Source organism: Curtobacterium sp. LFS084, assembly GCF_047977705.1.
In the GTDB taxonomy this organism is placed as follows: Bacteria; Actinomycetota; Actinomycetes; order Actinomycetales; family Microbacteriaceae; genus Curtobacterium.
The window spans coordinates 71,181-88,105 of record NZ_JBFPFM010000006.1; the positions used below are offsets into that span (position 1 = coordinate 71,181).

Annotated in this window: 15 protein-coding genes; 6 read left to right on the forward strand and 9 right to left on the reverse strand. The window is 71.5% G+C overall.

Annotated elements, in window-relative coordinates; translation table 11 throughout:
* Positions 1-219: 219 nt before the first annotated feature.
* Positions 220-1,659: a GuaB1 family IMP dehydrogenase-related protein gene (locus tag ACNQOV_RS05825; RefSeq protein WP_402263559.1), complete on the forward strand. Its 1,440-nt coding sequence runs from the start codon at positions 220-222 to the stop codon at positions 1,657-1,659.
* 222 nt (positions 1,660-1,881) lie between these two features.
* Here the strand turns inward: ACNQOV_RS05825 and ACNQOV_RS05830 are convergent, their stop codons facing one another.
* The 4 genes from ACNQOV_RS05830 to ACNQOV_RS05845 all read right to left on the reverse strand — a co-directional run bounded on the left by ACNQOV_RS05830 (position 1,882) and on the right by ACNQOV_RS05845 (position 6,242).
* Complete coding sequence (locus tag ACNQOV_RS05830; protein WP_416393745.1) at positions 1,882-2,919, reverse strand: hemolysin family protein; 1,038 nt, start codon at positions 2,917-2,919, stop codon at positions 1,882-1,884.
* On the reverse strand, positions 2,916-4,310 hold the full coding sequence (locus tag ACNQOV_RS05835; RefSeq protein ID WP_416393746.1) for a hemolysin family protein: 1,395 nt from the start codon (positions 4,308-4,310) through the stop codon (positions 2,916-2,918). Before ACNQOV_RS05835 ends, ACNQOV_RS05830 begins: the two co-directional genes overlap by 4 nt.
* A gap of 208 nt (positions 4,311-4,518) precedes the next feature.
* Positions 4,519-5,601, reverse strand: a complete 1,083-nt coding sequence (locus ACNQOV_RS05840) for an NADH:flavin oxidoreductase/NADH oxidase (protein WP_416393747.1) — start codon at positions 5,599-5,601, stop codon at positions 4,519-4,521.
* Positions 5,598-6,242 carry an HAD family hydrolase gene (locus ACNQOV_RS05845; RefSeq protein ID WP_402263551.1) on the reverse strand — a complete coding sequence of 215 codons (645 nt, stop codon included), beginning with the start codon at positions 6,240-6,242 and terminating at the stop codon, positions 5,598-5,600. The genes ACNQOV_RS05840 and ACNQOV_RS05845 overlap by 4 nt, the downstream gene beginning before the upstream one ends.
* Before the next feature lie 24 nt (positions 6,243-6,266).
* On the opposite strand from ACNQOV_RS05845, the gene ACNQOV_RS05850 reads away from it, so the two are divergent.
* Entirely contained in the window at positions 6,267-7,127 is an 861-nt protein-coding gene (locus tag ACNQOV_RS05850) for an ADP-dependent NAD(P)H-hydrate dehydratase (RefSeq protein WP_416393748.1), read from the forward strand.
* 515 nt (positions 7,128-7,642) lie between these two features.
* Here ACNQOV_RS05850 and ACNQOV_RS05855 read toward each other — a convergent pair.
* Positions 7,643-8,353: a YceI family protein gene (locus ACNQOV_RS05855; RefSeq protein ID WP_416393749.1), complete on the reverse strand. Its 711-nt coding sequence runs from the start codon at positions 8,351-8,353 to the stop codon at positions 7,643-7,645.
* A gap of 77 nt (positions 8,354-8,430) precedes the next feature.
* Between ACNQOV_RS05855 and ACNQOV_RS05860 the strand changes: the two genes are divergently transcribed.
* Together ACNQOV_RS05860 and ACNQOV_RS05865 are read left to right on the forward strand one after the other, a co-directional pair.
* A complete protein-coding gene (locus ACNQOV_RS05860) occupies positions 8,431-9,732 on the forward strand; it encodes a hypothetical protein (RefSeq protein ID WP_402263543.1) in 1,302 nt (433 codons plus the stop codon).
* Positions 9,729-10,037, forward strand: a complete 309-nt coding sequence (locus ACNQOV_RS05865) for a thiamine-binding protein (RefSeq protein ID WP_402263540.1) — start codon at positions 9,729-9,731, stop codon at positions 10,035-10,037. The genes ACNQOV_RS05860 and ACNQOV_RS05865 overlap by 4 nt, the downstream gene beginning before the upstream one ends.
* A gap of 140 nt (positions 10,038-10,177) precedes the next feature.
* Here ACNQOV_RS05865 and ACNQOV_RS05870 read toward each other — a convergent pair whose 3' ends face one another.
* Positions 10,178-10,357 (reverse strand): hypothetical protein, encoded by a 180-nt coding sequence (locus tag ACNQOV_RS05870; protein ID WP_402263537.1) that lies wholly within the window; start codon positions 10,355-10,357, stop codon positions 10,178-10,180.
* 255 nt (positions 10,358-10,612) lie between these two features.
* Between ACNQOV_RS05870 and ACNQOV_RS05875 the strand changes: the two genes are divergently transcribed.
* Together ACNQOV_RS05875 and ACNQOV_RS05880 are read left to right on the forward strand one after the other, a co-directional pair.
* A complete protein-coding gene (locus ACNQOV_RS05875) occupies positions 10,613-10,792 on the forward strand; it encodes a hypothetical protein (RefSeq protein ID WP_416393751.1) in 180 nt (59 codons plus the stop codon).
* Between the two features lie 261 nt (positions 10,793-11,053).
* Positions 11,054-12,319 carry an MFS transporter gene (locus ACNQOV_RS05880; protein ID WP_416393752.1) on the forward strand — a complete coding sequence of 422 codons (1,266 nt, stop codon included), beginning with the start codon at positions 11,054-11,056 and terminating at the stop codon, positions 12,317-12,319.
* 690 nt (positions 12,320-13,009) lie between these two features.
* On the opposite strand, the gene ACNQOV_RS05885 is transcribed toward ACNQOV_RS05880, so the two are convergent.
* From ACNQOV_RS05885 to ACNQOV_RS05895, 3 genes are read right to left on the reverse strand one after another with little or no spacing between them, the layout of a single operon-like run.
* Positions 13,010-14,272: an MFS transporter gene (locus ACNQOV_RS05885; protein ID WP_416393753.1), complete on the reverse strand. Its 1,263-nt coding sequence runs from the start codon at positions 14,270-14,272 to the stop codon at positions 13,010-13,012.
* A complete protein-coding gene (locus ACNQOV_RS05890) occupies positions 14,269-14,967 on the reverse strand; it encodes a hypothetical protein (protein ID WP_416393754.1) in 699 nt (232 codons plus the stop codon). The genes ACNQOV_RS05885 and ACNQOV_RS05890 overlap by 4 nt, the downstream gene beginning before the upstream one ends.
* Entirely contained in the window at positions 14,964-15,872 is a 909-nt protein-coding gene (locus ACNQOV_RS05895; RefSeq protein WP_416393755.1) for a hypothetical protein, read from the reverse strand. The genes ACNQOV_RS05890 and ACNQOV_RS05895 overlap by 4 nt, the downstream gene beginning before the upstream one ends.
* Between the last annotated feature and the right edge of the window lie 1,053 nt (positions 15,873-16,925).

A 16,925-nucleotide genomic window follows, 5' to 3' on the forward strand; every position in this document is an offset into this window, starting at 1 on the left:
TCGCCCACTCTCCGTCGATAGATGCTCGTGTGTGTCGTGCGTGGCAACCCTGCCTCGCACAGGTGCCAAGCCTAGCCGCTCGCGGATGACCGTTCGGTGTCAGGCGGAGGCGGGTCGCGCACGGCGAGGGGGTGTCGCGCGTGTCGCGCCGGAGGCGTGCCGAGCCGCCCCGACCGACCACCCCGACCGGCCACCCCGCATCGCCGTACAGTGGGGCCCATGAGGTTCTACGAGACGCGGCCGACACACGACCTGACCTACTCCGACGTCTTCCTCGTCCCCAGCCGGTCGGCGGTGACGAGCCGGTTCGACGTGGACCTCTCGGCGAACGACGGATCCGGTGCGACCATCCCGATCGTCAGCGCCAACATGAACTCGGTCACCGGGCCCCGCCTCGCCGCCACGCTCGCCCGACGCGGCGGCCTCGGCGTCCTGCCGCAGGACATGCACCTGCAGGACCTCGACGCCGCGATCCGCTGGGTCAAGGAGCAGCCCGTCGACTTCGACACCGCCTACGACATGGGCGCCGACACCACCGTCGCCGAGGCGCTCGAGCAGCTGCTGCCCGTCGCCGGCCGCGGGGTCGTCGTGCGGGACGCCGCTGGTGCGTACCTCGGCTGCGTCCCCGCCGGTCGACTCGGCACCGCCGGACCCGACGCGACGCTCCGCGACCTGCTGCACGGTGCCTCGACCGCGATCGACGCCGAGGACGCCGGCACCCCGCGGCACGTGTACGACGTGCTGAGCGCCGCCGAGGTCGACTTCGCGCCGGTCATGCGGCACGGCAAGGTCGTCGGCACGGTCAGCCAGACCAGCGCGATCCGCTCCGACATCTACCGCCCCGCGGTGGACGCCTCCGGCCGCCTGCGCGTCGCCGCCGCGATCGGCATCAACGGCGACGTCGCCGCCAAGGCGCAGGCCCTCGCGGCCGCCGGCGTCGACGTGCTCGTCCTCGACACCGCGCACGGCCACCAGGAGGGCATGCTCCGTGCGCTCCGCACCGTCGCCGCCCTCGGGCTGGACATCCCGCTCGTCGCGGGCAACGTGGTCACCGCCGACGCCGTCGCCCACCTCGTCGAGGCCGGCGCGAGCATCATCAAGGTCGGCGTCGGACCCGGCGCGATGTGCACCACGCGCATGATGACGGCCGTCGGTCGCCCCCAGTTCTCCGCCGTGCTCGAGACGGCCGCCGCCGCGCGCTCGCTCGGCGCGCACGTCTGGGCAGACGGCGGGGTCCGCTACCCGCGCGACGTCGCGCTCGCCCTCGCTGCCGGCGCCTCCGCCGTGATGATCGGCTCGTGGTTCGCCGGGACGCTCGAGGCGCCGGGCGTGCTCCGCCGCGACGCCGCGGGCAAGGCCTACAAGGAGAGCTGGGGCATGGCGTCGGCGAAGGCCGTCCGCGAGCGCTTCGAGCGCCTCGACCCGTACGAGCGGGCCCGCAAGGCGCTCTTCGCCGAGGGCATCTCGTCGTCGACGATCTACCTCGACCCGGAGCGGCCGAGCGTCGAGGACCTGCTCGACATGATCACCACCGGTGTCCGCAGCTCGGCGACGTACGCGGGCGCGTCCTCGCTCGCCGAGTTCTCCGAGCGGGCGCTCGTCGGCATCCAGTCGGCCGCCGGCTACGAGGAGGGCAAGCCGCTCCCCGTCAGCTGGTAGCGCGCGCCAGACTCTCGCGCTGAGCGACAGCTCACGGGCGAGGCAGCGCGTGACGTGTCGCTGGGCGCGAAACGCATGCCGACGCCGTGGTCGCGACCACGGACGGACGGGAGGCGCGGTGCAAGCTGGCACGGTCCTCCCTCGCAGGCTCGGTCGGCGCGCCCCGCGCAACGCTTCGCGTTGCCGCTGAGCGGGGCGCGCCCGTCGATCTGTCGCGCGCGGCTACCGCCGCCGGGTCGCGTCCTCGACGGTGCCGACGAGCTCCTCGAGGATGTCCTCGAGGAAGAGCACGCCGAGCGTCCGGCCCTCGGCGTCGAACGCCCGGGCGACGTGGCGGCCCGCGGCACGCATCGTCGCGAGCGCGTCCTCGAGGTCCATCTCCGTGTAGAGCGAGATGAGCTGCCGGATGCGCTTGGGCGGCACCGGGTCGTCGTACTCGTCGGGTCGGAGGTCGATGACGTCCTTCACGTGCACGTAGCCCGTGGGGGAGCCGTCCTCGGTCACGAGCACGTACCGCGAGAACCCGCGCTGCGCCACGGCCCGTTCGACGTCACCGGGGGTGGCGTCCTCGGGGAGCGTGACGAGCTCGGCCATCGGCACCGCGACGTCCTTGACCTTCTTCTCGGTGAACTCGAACGCCAGGGCGAGCTTCCCGTCGTCGGTGAGGGTGCCCTCGCGACGGGACTGCTCGACGATGGTCTGCACCTCTTCCACGGTGAACGCGCTGACGGCCTCGTCCTTCGGCTCGACCTTGAACACGCGCAGCACGGCGTTCGCGGCCTCGTTCAGGCCGACGATCACCCAGTGCAGGCCGTGCCCGATGTACCAGAGCGTCGGCACGAGCAGGAGCGCGGCGCGGTCCGGCATCGAGAACGAGATGTTCTTCGGCACCATCTCGCCGAACACCACGTGCAGGAACGAGACGAGCAGCAGGGTGAAGACGAACGCGACCGTGCCGATCACCTCGGCGCTCCACCCGGTCAGGTGCAGCGGGACCTCGAGCAGGTGGTGGATCGCCGGCTCGGACACGTTGAGGATGAGGAGCGAGCAGACCGTGATGCCGAGCTGCGTGGTGGCCAGCATGCGCGTGGCGTGCTCCATCGCCCAGAGCGTCATCTGCGCGGCCTTCGAGCCCTCCTCCGCACGTGGCTCGATCTGCGAGCGGCGGGCGGAGATGACGGCGAACTCGGCCGCGACGAAGTAGGCGTTGCCGAGCAGCAGCACGACGAGCCAGAAGATGCCCCACCAGTCGGAGCTCATCGGGTGCTGCCCTTCGTCGTGGTCTTCGTGGCCGGGGTCTTCGTCGCCGGGGTCTTCGTCGCGGGGATGATGATGCCCGTCGCCGGGGTCGGGGGCGGGGTGGGCGTCCAGCGGATCCGGTCGATGCGGCGGCCGTCGAGGCGCTCGACGCGGAAGACGCCGTCGTCGAGCCGGACCTCGTCGCCGACCACCGGCAGGCGGCCGAGCGTCGACATGATGAAGCCGCCGACGGTCTCGTACGGGCCGTCCTCGGGGACGGTCACGCCGGCGCGGTCCTCGAGCTCGTCGGGGCGCAGCAGCCCGGGGAACGTCAGCCAGTCGCGGGAGCGGACGACGTCGATCCGTGCGCGGTCGTGCTCGTCGGACACCTCGCCCACGATCTCCTCGATGAGGTCCTCGAGGGTCACGACCCCGGCGGTGCCGCCGTACTCGTCGACCACGATCACCATCTGGTAGCCGCGACCGCGGACCTCGGTCAGGAGGGTGTCGCCGGGCATCGTCTCGGGGACCCGCTCGGCGTCGGTCATGAGGGCGCCGACGGGTACCTCCGGACGCTTCTCGCGCGGGACGGCGACGGCCTGCTTCACGTGCACGATGCCCACGACGTCGTCGGCGTCCTCCTCGATCACGGGGAACCGGCTGAACCCGGTCCGCCGTGCGAGGGCGATGACGTCGTCGGCGAACTCGGAGACGCGGATCGTCGACAGACGCGGGCGCGGGGTCATCACGTCGCTCGCGCTCAGCTCGGAGAACGAGATGGTGCGCTCGAGGAGCGTCGCGGTGTCCTGTTCGAGGGAGCCCTCGGATGCCGATCGGCGCAGCAGCGAGGTGAGCTCCTCGGCGCTGCGGGCGCCGGACAGCTCTTCCTGGGGCTCGATCCCCATGGCGCGGAGCACGGCGTTGGCGGTGCCGTTCAGCACGGCGACGGCCGGCTTGAACACCGTCGTGAACGCCACCTGCAGGGGCACGACGAGCTTGGCGGTCTGCAGGGGCAGCGCGAGCGCGAAGTTCTTCGGCACCAGCTCGCCGAGGATCATCGACAGCAGCGTCGCGATGACGAGCGCCACGATCGAGCCGACCGTCTCGACGATCGCCTCGGGGAGCCGCATCGCGAGGAACGGCGCCTCGAGCAGCTTCGCGACCGACGGTTCGAGCAGGTAGCCGGTGAGCAGCGTCGTCAGCGTGATGCCGAGCTGCGCGCTGGACAGGTGGGTCGAGGTGACCTTCAGCGCGCCGATGACGGGCGCGAGGCCGGTCTCGCCGCGGTCACGCCGTGCCTCGACGTCCGCGCGGTCGAGGTTGACCAGCGCGAACTCGGACGCGACGAAGACGCCGGTGCCGAGCGTCAGCAGGATGCCACCGATCAGCATGACGATGTCGATCGGGCTCATGATCCACCTCCCGCAGGGCGCGAGGGAGTGCAGCTCACCGAGTGAGCGGCGGATGAGTGAGGCGAGGAACTATTCGGAGGATCGTCCACAGTGCTGTCCATCGTACTGCCTGGCGCGGGTCGGAACCGAGAGGACGTACAGGATGCGGGTCGCGCCTCCCGGACCGCGGGTGGGTCCAGGAGGCGCGACCCGCGTCGCGCACGCCGGCCTACGCCGTGACGCGGGCGCGGTGGTACTGCTGCGGCTCGTAGTCGACCGTGACCCCGAGCTCGGCGGCGGCGCGGAGCGGGAAGGCCGGGTCGCGGAGGAACTCGCGGCCGACCATCACGACGTCGGCCTGGCCGGTCGCGACGATCTGCTCGGCCTGGAACGCGTCCGAGATCATCCCGACCGCGATCGTCCCGATGCCGGCGTCGCGCTTGATCGCGTCGGCGAAGGGCACCTGGTAGCCGGGCCCGACGGGGATCGGCGCGCTGGCCACGTTGCCGCCGGTCGACACGTCGGCGAGGTCGGCGCCGTGCTCGGCGGCCCAGCGGGCGACCTGGGTGGTCTCCTCGAGCGTCAGCCCGCCCGGGGTCCAGTCGGTCGCCGAGAAGCGGACGACGACGGGGAAGCCCTCGCCGACCTCGGCACGCACGGCGTCGAGCACCTCGAGGAGCGCGCGGGCGCGGTTCTCGAGCGAGCCGCCGTACGAGTCGGTGCGGTGGTTGCTGAGCGGCGAGAGGAACTGGTGCAGCAGGTACCCGTGCGCGGCGTGGATCTCGACGAGGTCGAACCCGGCCTCGGCGGCACGGCGGGCGGCCTGGGCGAACGCGAGGGCGACGACGCGGATGTCCTCGACGGCGAGCTCCCGCGGCTCGGCGTACCCGTCGAAGGCGACGGCGGACGGCGCGACGGTCGACCAGCCGCCCTGCTCGGCCGGCACGGACCCGTGCGTCGGCTCCCACGGGCGGAACGTCGACGCCTTGCGGCCGGCGTGGGCCAGCTGGACGCCGGCGGCGGCCCCCTGCGCGTGGATGAAGTCGACGATCGGGCGGAACGCGTCGCGCTGCTCGTCGTTCCAGAGACCGAGGTCCTGCGGGCTGATGCGCCCCTCGGGCACGACACCGGTGGCCTCGACCACGACCGCGCCGGCACCGCCCTTGGCGAACCCGCCGAGGTGGACGAGGTGCCACGGGGTGGGCAGGCCGTCCTGGGCCTCGGCCGAGTACTGGCACATCGGGGAGACCCAGATGCGGTTGCGGACGGTGAGGTCGCGGATGGTGATCGGTTCGAACAGGGCGTGCGTCACGCGGGCTCCTTCTCGGCGGTCGCACCGGTGTCCGCGAGTCCCAGCAGGAACGCGCGGAGTGCGGCGGGCGACGTGTAGTGGTGGCCGACCGCCCCGATCGCTTCCGCGCCGGCGGCGTTCTCGGCCCTGTTGTCGACGAACACCATCTGCGCCGGGGCGATTCCCAGTCGCTCGCACGTGTCGTGGTAGATCGAGGCGTCCGGCTTCAGGACGTGCTCCTCGGCGCTCACCACGACCGTCTCGAACAGGGAGCCCATCGGGGACCGGCGGTAGGGGTCGCCGAAGTCGAACCCGGCGTTCGAGAGCAGGGCCAGTCGGGTGCCGGCGTCGTGCAGCTCCTCGACGATCGCGAGGGTGTCCGGGTCGACCTCGAACCAGCCGGTGAAGTCGATCGCCCAGAACCGGTGGATCTCGGCGGTGCTCCACGTCCGGCCGGTGCGCTCGGCGATCGCGCGCCAGTACGCCAGCACGGACAGGTCGCCGCGGTCGAGGTCGTGCCGGAGCTCCTGGTACACGGGGAACAGCTCGTCCGCCGGCACCCCGGTCGCCGCGACGAGCGCGTCGCGGGACGCGTGCGGCGTCCGGCTGATCACCTCGCCGTAGTCGAAGACCACCACACGACCGGGCAGGAACAGGCTCATGCGCTCCACCGTAACGTGGCGGTCGTGAACGACTTCGTCCCCTTCGCCCCGACCGACGCCGCCGCCTGGACCACCGCCCCGCACGGTGACTCCACGAAGTACCGACGAGGGGTCCTCGGCGTCGCGACGGGCTCCGACCAGTACCCGGGAGCCGCCGTGATGGGTGTCGACGCGGCGGTGCACACGGGCGTCGGGATGGTCCGGTACGTCGGACCGTCGCGCGCGTCGGACCACGTGCTCGCACGGCGTCCTGAGGTCGTCGCCGGTGTCGGCCGGGTGCAGGCCTGGCTCGTCGGCTCGGGCATCTCGGCGGGCTCGCTCGACGACCTGGACGACGTGACGGCGGAGGGCTTCCGGCACGCCTCGGACGACGGGGTCCCCGTGGTCGTCGACGCCGGCGCGATCCCGCTCGTCGAGCTCGGGCCCCTCGCGGTGCTGACGCCGCACGCGGGGGAGCTCGCCGGCGTCCTGCACGAGTCGCGGGAGTCCATCGAGCAGGACCCGGCCGCGGCGGCGCTCCGGGCCGCCGCGCAGACCGGGAGCGTCGTGCTCCTGAAGGGGTCCGCCACGTACGTCGCGACGCCGGACGGGTCGGTGCGGCTCGTCGCGTCCTCGGCGACGCCGTGGCTCGCGGCCGCCGGCGCCGGGGACGTGCTCGGCGGGGTGCTCGGGGCGCTGGTCGCGGCCCGGCAGGGAGCCGCCGAGGCGTCCGGGGCCACGCTGACGCCGTCCGACCTCGCCCACCTGGCGGCGACCGCGGCGGTGGTGCACGGGATCGCGGCACGGCGTGCGTCCGGCGGCGGACCGTTCACCATGACGGCACTGATCGAGCAGCTGCCCGGGGTGGTGCGCGACCTCGTCGTCGCGGGCGACGCTCGGGGGTAGACGCGAGCGGCTGGATCGGGCGGGGCAGGGCCCCTGGGCCGACTCGGAACGACACGCCCGACCTCGAACGACAGCGCAGGGGTCGTTCGTTGCGGACGCAACGGTTGCAGGCGGGCGGTTGCGACGTCGCCGCTGTCGTACGACAGCGCAGGGGTCGTTCGTTGCGGACGCAACGGTTGCACGCGCGCGGTTGCGACATGGCCGCTGTCATACGACAGCGCAGGGGTCGTTCGTTGCGGGCGCAACGGTTGCACGCGCGCGGTTGCGACATGGCCGCTGTCGTACGACAGCGCAGGGGTCGTTTGTTGCGGGCGCAACGGTTGCAGGCGCGCGGTTGCGACATCGCCGCTGTCGTACGACAGCGGGACGACGCCCCGGACGCATGCTCATCTGGGACGGAGCGGGATGACGCTCTGGGCGCACGCGCGTGCGGGACGGGAGGTGCAGTGCGGGCCGGCACCGCGCCTCCTGGCCGTCAGATGGTCACGTCGACGGCGTGACGCGCGTCGGGCGCGTCAGCTCGCAGGGGTGGCGTGCACGAGGAACTCGACCGCACCCGCGTCGTCGACCTGCACGAAGCCGAGGCTGGGCGCCTGCACGCCGAAGTCCGAGAAGGTGACCGGGATCGATCCGGAGACGTCGACGCCGTCGCCGTTCAGCCCGACCTCGAGGGTCGCGGTGACCGATTCGGTGACCCCGTGCAGGGTGAGCCGGCCCGTGGCCTCGACCTTCGTCGTGCCGGAGCCGGAGGGGACCGCGTCCGCGGTCGGCTCGGTGAGGGTGAAGGTCGCGGTGGGGAACGCGGACGTGTCGAGTGCCGAGTCGCGGAAGTACGAGTCGCGCTGAGCCGAGTCCGTGGTGATGTCGGCGACCTGGACGGTGATGGTGGCCTTCGTGATGGCGGTGCCGTCGACGGTGGCGCTGCCGGTGACGCGGTCGGTGCGTCCGGTGACGGTGACGTCCGAGCCGTTGAGGACCTCGTGGACGCGGTACCCAGCCTCCGAGTCGCCGCCGACCGTCCACGTGCCGGACAGGTCGGCGGTGTCGAGCGTCGAGGGTGCGCGGCTCGCGGCGACGCTCGGCGCTGCCGACGCCTTCGCGTTCTCGCTGCTCGTGTAGAGCTTCGTGCCGACGATCGCGGCGACGACGCCGACGACGACGACCGCGGCGACGACGGCGATCCAGATGACGGCCTTGCGGCGCCTGCGCGGGGTGTCGGAGGTCACGACGGGGACGGTGACACGTCATGCTCGGGGGAACCTGTGACGGGCGTGCCGCTCCGCTCGACCGCTACGCTCGTCCGGTGCAGAGGACGGTGGAGCGGTCGGCGTGGCGCTCGCGGTGGCGCGCCCGGTGGCGTTCGCGGTGGCCCGAGGTCGTGGCCTTCGTCGTGGCGTTCGCCGTCGTGCACTTGGTGCTCTGGTGGTCGACGTCCGTCTCGGCGAACCTGCCGCTCGGCGACGTGACCATCACCTACCGCCGGTGGATCGAGACGGGCCACGCGTCCGGCTTCTGGGTCGGCATCGACGAGGACTGGGTGTACCCGATCCTCGCGATCGTGCCGATGGCCGCCGCCGCGCTCGGGGGAGTCGGGTCGATCGGCACCGGGTGGCTCGCCCTGATGGTCGTGCTCGACGCCGTCGCCTGCGGGTTCCTCTGGCGCTTCCGTGGCCTCGGCGTCCGCGTCGTGTGGTGGTGGCTCGCGTTCCTGCTCGCGCTCGGCCCGATCGGCCTCGGCCGCATCGACACCGTCGCGACCGTCCTGGGCCTGGTCGGTGTCGCCTTCGTCGCGTCGCGTCCAGCGGTCGCCTCGGCGCTCTTCACCGCCGGCGCCTGGACGAAGGTGTGGCCCGCGGCGCTCGTGGGCGTCCTCCTCCTGCTCCGACGGGGGCACCGCCGCGGGGTGCTCGCCGGGGCGGTGGTCCTCACGGCGCTCATCGTCCTCGTCGACGTGCTCTACGGGGGTGCGGCGCACCTGCTCTCGTTCGTCGGCGAGCAGAATGGTCGCGCGCTGCAGATCGAGGCGCCCCTCGCGACGCCGTTCATGTGGGCGGCGGCCCTCGACGTCCCCGGTGCGGCGGTCTACTACGACCAGCAGATCCTGACCTTCGAGGTGTCCGGCGCCGGGACGCACGCGGCAGCCGCGGCGTCGACGCCGCTCATGGCCGTCATCGTCGTCGGCGGGGTGCTCCTCGCGCTGTGGGCCGTGCACCGCGGAGCCCACCGGGCCGAGGCGGCACCGCTGCTCGCCCTGCTGTTCGTCGCCGCGCTCGTCGCCGCGAACAAGGTGGGGTCGCCGCAGTACATCGGCTGGTTCGCCGTGCCGATCGTGTGGGGGCTCGTCGCCGGGCGGCCGAGCGCGCGGCGGTTCCTGCCCGTGGCGGTGGCGGCGATCCCGATGGCGGTGTTGACGCAGGTCATCTACCCCGGGTTCTACGACCAGGTGCTCACCGTGCAGCCGTGGGTGCTCGTCGTCCTGACGCTCCGGAACGCCCTCGAGGTCGGGGTGCTCGTGTGGAGCGTCGTCGCGATCGTCCGGCTGGGCGTGCGGGCCCGTGTCACGCCCGTGCCCCTCGCCCCGGCAGCGGGCAGGATGGACGCATGATCGTCGCGTTCTCCGTCGCCCCGTCCGGTGGTCCCTCCGCGTCGTCGGACGGCTCCGTCCACGATGCCGTCGCGGCGGCCGTGCGCATCGTCCGCGAGAGCGGGTTGCCGAACCGCACCTCGTCGATGTTCACCGAGGTCGAGGGGGAGTGGGACGAGGTCATGGACGTCGTCCGGCGCGCCACCAAGGCGGTCGGGGCGTACGGCACGCGGGTGTCGCTCGTGCTCAAGGCCGACATCCGCCCGGGGCACACCGGGGAGATCGACGGGAAGCTCGACCGGCTCGAGGCCGCGCTGGGGGACTGACCGCGGTCGGGTCTGACTCCGGTCGGGTCTGGCTCCGGTCGGGTCTGACTCCGGCCGGGTCCGACCGCGGCCGGGAATGGCCGCGCTCGGGTATGGCCGCGCTCGGGTTCTGCCCGCGCTCGGGGTCTGCCCGACGCCGGTCAGAAGTACATGCGGCCGCGGGCCGATTCGGCCTCGGCCTGGCGGAGTGCCTCGGCGACCTCGGGGTCGGACCCCTCGTACCGGCGCGAACGTGCGCCCAGGTCCGTGTACCGGTGCATCACGAACCACAGCACCGCGAGCCCCGCGAGGACGACCACCGTCACGATCCACCACCCCATACCGTCACCCTAGCGCTCGTGGGGCCGGTCGTCCGGTGCCGGTGCCGGTGCCGGTGTCGGTGCTTCGTGCCGGTGGTCGGTGCCCGCGCGCCGAGCCCCGTTCGGCGCCCGCGTTCGGGTCCGGCGCTCCGTGCCCGTGCGACACGCCGGGGGCCTCCCGGCGATGTCGGTGGTCGGGTGTCTCATGGTGCCCATCGAGCCGCACCCGGCGACTCGGAGCCACCCTGGTGGCGGAGCGACGACGAGGAGCACGTGATGATGCACGACGGCTGGTGCCCCGACTGCGACCTGCGGACGGTCGTCATCGACACCGACGAGCAGGGCCAGAGCGCCTGGGCGAGCTGCACCGAGTGCGGCGCCGGGTGGGTCCACCGCGACGAGCTTCCCGATCGCGCCGCCGCGGCTCCGCGGGTGCCGGAGCGTCGCGCCGCCTGACGTCGGTCGAATCGATTCGTCCGCGCAGCTTCCGTTCCGGGTTTGGAGCGGTCTACACTGCTGGGACCGGTCGCCTTCCGTGGCCGGTCGTCCACGTTCACCGCCGAACCAGGACCACCCTCCGCTAGCCGTCGTCACACCACCCGCGACGCGCACGGCCCGGAGGCTCGGTGCGGCGACCAGGCGCACCCACGGTCCCAGCCGACTCACGTGAGTCGACGTCCGGAACCCGTCCCGCTCCTCCCGTCCAGAACAGGCACCATGTCCCAGCTCACGCCTGCGCGCCGCGCGCTCGCGCTCGTCGCCCTCGCCCTCGGCGGGTTCGCCATCGGTTCGACCGAGTTCGTCGCGATGGGGCTCCTGCCGAACATCGCCGAGGCACTCCTGCCGCGGCAGTACGGCCTCGACCCCGACGCCGGGATCGCTCACGCCGGCTGGCTCGTGAGCGCGTACGCACTCGGCGTCGTCGTCGGTGCCCCCACGATCGCGGCGATGTCGGCGAAGTTCCCGCGCAAGGGGCTGATCCTCGTGCTGCTGGTCGGGTTCGTCCTGGCGACGGTCGCGAGCGCGGTCCTGCCGTCGTTCGGCCTCGTCCTCGTGGCACGGTTCGTCGCGGGGCTGCCGCACGGTGCGTACTTCGGCATCGCCTCCATCGTGGCGGGGGACATCATGGGCCCGGGCAAGCGTGGCAAGGGCATCGCGATGGTGCTGCTCGGCCTGTCCGTCGCGAACGTCGTGGGCGTCCCGGCGATCACCTGGGTCGGGCAGGTCGCCAGCTGGCGCATCGCCTACGGCGTCGTCGCCGTCCTCTTCGCCCTGACGTTCCTCGCGGTGTGGGCCTTCGTGCCGCGCAGTGCCCGTGACGAGCACGCGACGATCGGCCGCGAGCTCCGGGCGTTCCGCGTGCCGCAGGTCTGGATGGTGATGGGCCTCGGCGCCGTCGGGTTCGGTGGGTTCTTCGCGGTCTACTCGTACATCTCGCCGCTCGTGCAGAACGTCACCGGTCTGCCCGAGTCGTTCGTGCCGCTCGTCCTCGTGGTCGTCGGCATCGGCATGGTCGTCGGTGGTGTGCTCGGCGGGCACCTCGCCGACCACAGCGTCAAGCGGACCATCTACGTCGGCATGTTCGCGCTGATCGGCGCCCTGCTCGTGACCGTTCTCACCGCGCAGTGGGTGTGGGGCATGTTCCTCGGGGCGTTCCTCCTCGGAGCCACCTCGTCCGCGATCCCACCGGCCGTGCAGTCCCGCCTGATGGACGTCGCCGGTGACGCCCGGACGATCGCGGCGGCGCTCAACCACTCGGCGTTCAACATCGGGAACTCGCTCGGGGCGGCCCTCGGCGGCGCGGTCATCGCGGCTGGCTTCGGCTTCACCGCCCCGGGGTGGCTCGGCATCGTGCTGGCGCTCCTCGGGGTCGGCATGACGATGATCAGCTACGGCGCCGAGCGTCGGGGCTCGCGCCGCGCCTCGCTCCGGGCGTCGTCGCCGACAACCGGGCCGATCACCGCGCCCGTCCCGCTGGGCTGACGCTGCGGGCTGCGCGTCGGCCCTGCGGGCGCGCGTGCCCTGCGGCGGCGTGCTGTGGTGCGGCGGCCGCGTTCGACGGGACGTGCCGTGGAGTCGACGCGCGTCGCGCGGGTGAGCACGGTGCGGACTTCTTCGTCCGGTGCGCGGTAGCGCGCGTGGTGCGCGCTTGTAGCGCGGCACGGGGCGGGCAGGCTCGCACGTGATGAGCGAAGGCGCACCGTGCGGCTCGCCCCGCCGGCGTCGCACACGGTGCCGGCGTCGCACACGGTGCCGGCTTCGTCAGTTGGTGCGGGGATGCGCGCTTGATGCGCGCTTGTAGCACCGCACGGAGCGGGCAAGCTCGCACGGGATGAGCGAACGCGCACGGTGCGGGGTCGGAGCGCTGGATCTGAGGGTCGGGAGGCGCGGGGCGGGCTGGTGCTGCGCCTCCTAGGTCGGTGGCGTGCGACGGGACGCACGTTGCTGGGTTAGTCAGTTGGTGCGGGGGTGCGCGCTCCGTGCGCGCTTGTAGCGCGGCACGGAGCGGGCAAGGTCGCACGGGATGAGCGAGCGCGCACCGTGCGGCGTGCGGGCGCTGGATCCGTGGGCCTGTGGGTCCGGAGGCGCGGGGCGGGCTGGTCCCGAGCCTCCCGACCGAGCGTTGGGAACGCGTCATGCAAGGCTTCCGCGGCCTCCAAAGCCGGGAACTCCTCACGTGCTCCGGCGTGCTCCGATGACGAGGACGATGCTCGCCAGCCCCAAGACGAGCGATGCCACCGTGATCGCAGCAGGGAAACCCACTGTTGCAGCGACCGACGTCGGCACGGTGGCGAGGGTGCTCGACGTCACCACGGTCGCGGTCACCGACGAGATCGCGAGCACCGGAGCGGTCAGCGACGACACTCGTCCCATCGCGCCGGACGGCACCGCTGCTTGGAGGATCGGCCCTTGCGCGACGATGTAGACGGAGAAGAACACGCCCGCGAGGAGCATGAGCAGGAGCGCGGGCACGAAGGACCGAACGCTGGCGTACACGACGTACGTCGTCGCCAGGAGGAGGAGCGCGAGTGCCAGCGATCGCTCCGGGCGTAGCCGGCGAACGATCCTGGGAGCGGTCAGCGAGCCGACCAGCCCACCGACCGAGAATATCGCTGACACCACGCCGTACTGATCGGCGGAGAGACGAACGGTCCGCAACGCGAAGAGTGACAACGTCGAGTTGTTGACGCCGAGCGACAGGCCGTACGCCCCCATCCCGATGAGCAGGAGCCGCAGCTTCCGCGACCGCCACGCGATCAGGATTCCCGCGCCGAGCTCGTGCCAGTAGCGGGTGCGCGCGATCGAGCTGTGCACCTCACGCTGTCGGACCGATGCCAGCAAGACGGCCGAGATCAGGAACGATGCAGCGTCGATCACGAGGGCCGGGCGCGGGCCGACCGCGGCGAACATCGCCGGCCCAGCCATCGTCGCGACGATGCCAGCGCCCATGCTCGAGAAGGTCGAGCGCCCCGCCGCGTCAGCTCGCCGATCCGACGGGACGACCGCTTGGATCAGGGCACTGCGTGCGGGGTCGAAGAACTGCGACGCGGTGCTGATCAGCAACTGCATGGTGATGAGCACGAGCGGCAGCTCGGCGGTGCGCACGAGGACGACGGCAGCGAGCATCGGAACGTACAGCACCGCTCGGACGATGTCCGCAGTCAGCATGACGGTCCGAGCTGGCCATCGGTCGACCAGCACCCCGGCGAACGGAGCGAGCACGATCCGAGGGGCAGCCGCCGCTGCCACCACCCCTCCGATGTACACGGGGAGCTTCGGGTCCGTCGGGGCGAGGCTCGTGGCGAGCCAGACCGTGACGGTCGATGCCATCACGTACTCGCCGAAGGAGGAGAGGGCCTGCGCGGCCCAGAGCAGTGCGAACGACCGATTGATGAAGAGCTTCGTGCTGCCGCGGTTGGCGCTTGCGATGGTCATTCGTTCGGTCTCGCCAGTCGGATCGCGTACAGCGCTGAAACGTGCTCGGGGAGGCGGAACAGACGAGCCGCCGTGCTCTCGTGGACTGCTGGCGTCATGCGGGCCCGGAGTCCGTGGTGCTGTCCTTCAAGGAGGAGGGCGTGCCCGATTCGTCCGCAGGTGATGAGGGCAGCGGCGTACGCCTGATCGACGTCCTCGTCCGCCGCTGCGACCTGTGCCCAGTCGAGCGCCAAGACGATCATCACCCCTGGGCCGGTCGCCCACTCCTGCCCCTGGAGCATCCGTGCGGTGTCCTCGGAGCTGTTCGGGACCATTGAGCTCCGGATGTGCCGTGGCTCGTGATCGACGGTCCAGTAGCCGTCGGCCCACCCGTCGACGGCGTCCGTGACGACACCAGCGACGAACTGTCGCTCCTCGGCGAGCGCCTGGTAGAGGCTCCGGAGCAGGAATTGCACATCCTCGCCGGCGAAACCTCCTGCTGCCACCCGGGTGAGGCTCGATCGCTCGACCGCCCGCCGGAAAGCGAATCCGGACGTGATCTTGTCGGTGAGGTAGGCGCGCTCGGTGGGGGGCTGCGCGCGAATGTCCTGGACCAGACTGACGGTCCTGAGGAAGTGGTACGGCCTCGCCCAGTTCTTCTCGTCCCAGAAGGACGGGACGTCGCTCCGTCCTCGTGCGTCGATGACGATCGTCATGCCCAGCCCTCCAATGACCCGCTGATCAGCTGCGGGATCTCCGCGCCTTCCAGACCGATCTCCTGCCCGAACGTGAAGTCGACCGACATGGACGATCGGTAACGCCAATTGCAGAACTTGGCGATGGCCTCGAGCTGCGCATCCGCGTGTCCCGCGTCGACGAGGATCGCGCGGAAGCTCCGCGGGTCGCGGTACCGGAACATGGCTCGGCGGACCGCGGACACGATGTGTGTCCGGATCACCCAGTCGGCATCGCTGTCAAGCGCGCTCGAGGTCGTACGCGATGCAACGCGGCGGATCTGTCGCCTGATGGGGTTGTAGTGCCACGTGCCTGTTTCCATCGCGGGCGATCGCAATACTTCGAAGAACAATTCCGTCGGGTGCCGAGACCCGCCGGAGGGAATTGATTTGCGGACGATCTCCACCTGCCGGTAGCTCGTCACCGGATCGGAGTACGGCTGCTGATGGCGACGGACGCCGAACGTTCCCGAGATGATCGCGGCGAAGCGGTAGAGGTCCGAGTTCTTGAGTTCGTCGAGGGTCAGATCGGCGGCGTCAGCGATGTCCAGGACTCGATCGTGTTCGAGCTCCAGTTCGATCGCCGGGTACTCGTCCGAGGTAGCGTAGCCAGCCATGAGTTGCGCGTCCTCAACCCGGGCTGCAGTGCCGCGTGACATGTCGAGGAACGGGTGATCCATCGTCGCCAGGTGGTACCCGGACTGCGCGATCATGGGGGGAGCGGGCACCTCGGCTTCGTCCGACGTCAGAAACGCTCGCATCTCCGCTTCGTCGCACGGCAGGTTCGATCCGGTCATCTCGAGGACTCGGGCGTTGACGCCTGTCGACCATTCCAGGACGGCCTCCTCGTCGCCACGGGAGAACATCATCGCTGCTGGATTGAGCATTCTTCTCACATTCCCGACGAGCCGGGAGGCGATCGCCTCCCGGCTCTGTGGTGTTCTCGTCAGATGTGCAGTGGCTTCGATGCCATGACGTCATCGGACGGGACCGCCTGCGTTTGCAGATTGCACGTGCTCTCCTGCAGGAGTGCCACCTTGACTGTCGATTCCATTATTTTCCTATCGCTCGCTAGCAAATGTCGCGGGTGCGTCATTGCAATTGGCAACCTAGGTCTTTCGACAATTTGCTGCAATATCAGAAAAGCGATACTGAGTTGGTTCTCAGGGCTGACGGAGTTGTGAAGGGATCGGAGCCGACCCGCGCATCCGGGTGCGGGTCCGGGGACAGTGTGCCGACCTGATCGGGCTGTGCGCCGGACCTGTCCGGGCGCAGGAACGCCGAGCGTGCTGGTGGCGCGTCTTTCCGCTGGCGGGTGCGAAGCCGGTGGCGAGAGGGAGCACGGTGCCGGGCTTGGCAGCTGGTACGGGAGTGCGCGCTCGGTGCGCGCTTAGAGCGCCGCACGGAGCTGGCAGGGTTGCACGGGATGAGCGAGCGCGCACCGTGCAGGGTGTGAGCGCTGGGCCTGTGGGTCGGGAGGCGCGGGGCGGGCTGGTGCCGTGCCTCCTGGGCCGGTGGTGTGCGATGGGACGCACAGTGCCGGTTTTGTGAGTTGGTGCGGGGGTGCGCGCTGATTGCGCGCTTGTAGCGCGGCACGGCTCTGGCGAGGTCGCACGGGATGAGCGAAGGCGCACCGTGCGGCGTGGGGGCGCTGGGTTTGTGGGTCGGGAGGCGCGGGGCGGGCTGGTGCCGTGCCTCCCTGCCCGGCGGCGTGCGACGAGACGCACGGCGCCAGCTTCGTCAGCTGGTTCGGGGGTGCGCGCTCGGTGCGCGCTTGTAGCGCGGCACGGAGCGGGCAAGCTCGCACGGGATGAATGAACGTGCACGGTGCGGAGGCGGAGCCCCGCCCCGCACCCCGCGCCTCCGCGACGCACCCCGCGCCTCCGCGACGCACCTGCGGCGCCCCGACCCCGCGCCGCGCCCCGCCCGCGGGCCGCAGC

Excerpts from the sequence above, each read along its gene's own strand:
- ACNQOV_RS05825 (WP_402263559.1), top strand. The coding sequence starts at position 220 with ATGAGGTTCTACGAGACGCGGCCGACACACGACCTGACCTACTCCGAC.
- ACNQOV_RS05830 (WP_416393745.1), bottom strand. The coding sequence starts at position 2,919 with ATGAGCTCCGACTGGTGGGGCATCTTCTGGCTCGTCGTGCTGCTGCTC.
- ACNQOV_RS05835 (WP_416393746.1), bottom strand. The coding sequence starts at position 4,310 with ATGAGCCCGATCGACATCGTCATGCTGATCGGTGGCATCCTGCTGACG.
- ACNQOV_RS05845 (WP_402263551.1), bottom strand. The coding sequence starts at position 6,242 with ATGAGCCTGTTCCTGCCCGGTCGTGTGGTGGTCTTCGACTACGGCGAG.
- ACNQOV_RS05865 (WP_402263540.1), top strand. The coding sequence starts at position 9,729 with ATGATCGTCGCGTTCTCCGTCGCCCCGTCCGGTGGTCCCTCCGCGTCG.
- ACNQOV_RS05870 (WP_402263537.1), bottom strand. The coding sequence starts at position 10,357 with ATGGGGTGGTGGATCGTGACGGTGGTCGTCCTCGCGGGGCTCGCGGTG.
- ACNQOV_RS05875 (WP_416393751.1), top strand. The coding sequence starts at position 10,613 with ATGATGCACGACGGCTGGTGCCCCGACTGCGACCTGCGGACGGTCGTC.
- ACNQOV_RS05880 (WP_416393752.1), top strand. The coding sequence starts at position 11,054 with ATGTCCCAGCTCACGCCTGCGCGCCGCGCGCTCGCGCTCGTCGCCCTC.
- ACNQOV_RS05885 (WP_416393753.1), bottom strand. The coding sequence starts at position 14,272 with ATGACCATCGCAAGCGCCAACCGCGGCAGCACGAAGCTCTTCATCAAT.
- ACNQOV_RS05890 (WP_416393754.1), bottom strand. The coding sequence starts at position 14,967 with ATGACGATCGTCATCGACGCACGAGGACGGAGCGACGTCCCGTCCTTC.
- ACNQOV_RS05895 (WP_416393755.1), bottom strand. The coding sequence starts at position 15,872 with ATGCTCAATCCAGCAGCGATGATGTTCTCCCGTGGCGACGAGGAGGCC.